The organism is uncultured Sphingomonas sp. (assembly GCF_964237335.1).
In the GTDB taxonomy this organism is placed as follows: Bacteria; Pseudomonadota; Alphaproteobacteria; order Sphingomonadales; family Sphingomonadaceae; genus Sphingomonas.
Genome location: NZ_CAXSHM010000081.1, coordinates 1 through 2,940 on the forward strand (window position 1 = coordinate 1; position 2,940 = coordinate 2,940).

Annotated in this window: 4 protein-coding genes; all 4 read left to right on the top strand. The window is 67.4% G+C overall.

Translation table 11 applies throughout. The features are described 5' to 3' along the window. On the top strand, positions 1-327 hold a 327-nt coding region (locus ACFE65_RS17485; RefSeq protein WP_375383636.1), incomplete at its 5' end, for a hypothetical protein. Positions 328-334: 7 nt separating this feature from the next. Next, complete coding sequence (locus ACFE65_RS17490; protein ID WP_375383637.1) at positions 335-1,525, top strand: AAA family ATPase; 1,191 nt, start codon at positions 335-337, stop codon at positions 1,523-1,525. Positions 1,526-1,648: 123 nt separating this feature from the next. Continuing rightward, positions 1,649-2,113: a hypothetical protein gene (locus ACFE65_RS17495; protein WP_375383638.1), complete on the top strand. Its 465-nt coding sequence runs from the start codon at positions 1,649-1,651 to the stop codon at positions 2,111-2,113. 234 nt (positions 2,114-2,347) lie between these two features. After that, on the top strand, positions 2,348-2,940 hold a 593-nt coding region (locus ACFE65_RS17500; RefSeq protein WP_375383639.1), incomplete at its 3' end, for a tyrosine-type recombinase/integrase.

Sequence of the window (2,940 nt, forward strand, 5' to 3'; positions counted from 1 at the left end):
GCTGCAGGCGCCTGGGGAAAAATACAGCTTCATCATTCTCTCCTAAACTCATCTCCAAACGCGCGGGCCGCACGGGGGATGCTGCCGCGCGGGCTTCGTCTTGACGGTTTGGCAGGTGCTCTCGATCGGGGCTCACCTATATCTGTACCGTCGGCAAGCTGCTCAAGCGCCAGCGGCAGCGCATCCGTGTCCGTATATTTGGGAGCCGCCGGCGAGGATAGCCACAGCTGGATCGACGTGGGTAGTGAACGGCAACCCGTTGTGCCGGTGCCGTTCACCATCAAGCAGGTTTATGCAAGTTTACAAAGTTCGCGTAAACTGCTGTAATCTCACTATGGACCCGCGTCGCAACCCGTTCGCCCCAGGCGCCGGCACACCTCCGCCCGAACTCGCCGGACGCGAGCCGCTGCTCGCGCGCACGCTGATTGCGCTGGATCGGATCCGGGCGGGCAGGGCGGCACGATCCACTATCTTCTACGGCCTGCGCGGAGTGGGCAAGACGGTGCTGCTCGGGGCGGTACGCGAAGCGGTAGAGGCCGGGCGGATGCTGGCCGTGTCCATCGAGGCGCCCGAGAACCGCTCGCTTCCCGCGCTGATCGTGCCCTCCCTGCGCGCCGGGCTGCTTCGGCTCGACCGGACGGCGCGCGCCGGCGAGAGCGTGAAGCGCGCGCTCAGGGCGCTGGCAGGATTCGCGAAACTCAAGGTCAAGTACGAGGATTTTGAGGTGGCGCTCGACCTTGAGCCCGAGCCGGGTCTCGCGGACTCCGGCGACCTCGACCTTGACCTCGCCGACCTGATGGTAGCGGTGGGTGAGGCGGCCCGCGAGCGGGAGAGCGCGGTCGTGCTGATCGTCGACGAGTTGCAGTACGTGGCCGAGAAGCAGCTCGCGGCGCTCATCAGCGCGCTGCACCGGGCCAACCAGCTGCGCCTGCCCGTGACGTTGGTGGGCGCCGGGCTGCCGCAGCTGCTGGGGCAGATGGGCCGCGCCAAGTCCTATGCCGAACGCTTGTTCGAGTTCGTGAGCCTGGGTCCGCTGGACGGAGAGGCGGCTGCTGCCGCGATCCGCCTGCCGATCGAGCGCGAGGAGGAGCGGATCGACGAGGAGGCGATCGCCGCCATTGTCCAGGACACGGGCGGTTATCCCTACTTCCTTCAGGAATGGGGCAAGCACGGTTGGGACGCGGCCGAAGCGTCACCGATCACGGCCGCCGACGTGGCTGCAGCCCGCGTGACCGCGCTGGCGGAGCTGGACGCCAGCTTCTTCCGCGTGCGCTTCGACCGGCTGACGCCCGCCGAGAAGCGCTACCTGCGAGCGATGGCGTCGCTGGGCGCGGGGCCACACCGGTCGGGCGACGTCGCCGACCGGCTGGGCGTTAAGGTGTCCTCCGTCGCGCCGACCCGCAACAGCCTGATCGCCAAGGGTATGCTCTACAGCCCCGCACACGGGGACACCGCTTTCACCGTGCCGCTGTTCGATCAGTTCATGGCGCGCGTCATGCCGGAGCCGTCGCACGCCGAGCAGTGACTGTAGGTGATCGTCAGGTGCTCGGGCATCGGGTGTTCGGCGGCATGGCACCGGGATCGATGACGTGGGCGACGACAGGAGTTTCCGCTTTCGTTCTATTCACAGCTGACTCATAGAATCGTCATGCCGATCCGCCCCGAACACCGCTGGCTTTACCCGATCGACTGGCCCGAACTGTCGCGCATGGTGCGGTTCGCGCGCGCGGGAGGACGATGCGACGGCTGCGGTCGCCCGCACGGGCGCGACGTGCGCTGCCTGGACGATGGCCGTTGGTGGGACGAGGACCGCGGCTACTGGCGCGATGGTCGGGGCAAGCGCGCCCGCGGCCTGCCGCGTCCCGGACGCGAGCGTGTCACGCAGCCCGCGCTGATCGAAGGCGTACGGCTTGGCGCCCATCGGGTGACCCGCGTGGTCCTGGCGAGCGCCCACCGCGATCATGATCCCGGCAACAACGCGTCACGCAATCTCGCCGCATTCTGTCAGCGCTGCCACATCCTCTACGATGCACCCGAGCACCGGCGACGGCGTTGGATCACGCTGTTCAGGCGGCGCGCGCTGGGCGACCTGTTCCTGGGCCTGTATCGTTGAGCAGATGAACCTGGGCGCGTTTTCCTGCTTGACCAAGGCCGCTGACGAACCCGATCGCCCATTTCTGGTGGAAGCGGAAGGGCTTCTTGCATGTAATTTCTGGTGGAAGCACGAACCCGCTGCGCGGGAGGGGCACTTGGGGCAGGGTTGAGGTAAGGAAGCGAGCGTTGCGCGGCGGTTGAGGGCTGCCGGGGGCGGGCCGAGCATCGGGGTTCCACGAGAAGGAGCTCTGCCATGAACATTCTCATCCCGGTTGTTGCCGTCAGCCCGCTACGCCAGCGTCTCATCGACGAGATGGATATCCGCCGGTTCGGCCCTGAGACGCAGCGTAACTACATCCGTGACGTCGGGCGGTTCGCGACATTCCTGGGACGCTCGCCCGACACGGCTACGGCGGAAGAGGTGAGGCGCTTCCAGGTCGAGCAGTGCGACCTGGGCGTGCCGGTACCGACCATGAACAGCATCGTGTCTGCGTTGCGGTTCTTCTTCACGCACACGCTCGACCGGCCGGACCTGGCGCGCAAGCTGGTCCGTATGCGGCATGTGCGCAAGCTGCCGGTGGTGCTGAGCCAGGACGAGGTAGCGCGGCTGCTGGCTGCAACCACGCGCCTGAAGCATCAGGCGGCGTTGTCGGTCGCCTATGGCGCGGGGCTGCGCGCGTCCGAGATCGCCGCGCTCAAGGTGCGCGACATCGATAGCGAGCGCATGCTGCTACGGGTCGAGCGCGGCAAGGGCGGCCGGTATCGCAACGCCATGCTCCCGACCGGGCTCCTGGCCTTGCTGCGGGAGTGGTGGCGGGTCGGTCGGCGGGAGCGCGTGTTGCACGT

Coding starts and splice junctions, on each gene's coding strand:
- ACFE65_RS17490 (WP_375383637.1), top strand. CDS start 335: ATGGACCCGCGTCGCAACCCGTTCGCCCCAGGCGCCGGCACACCTCCG.
- ACFE65_RS17495 (WP_375383638.1), top strand. CDS start 1,649: ATGCCGATCCGCCCCGAACACCGCTGGCTTTACCCGATCGACTGGCCC.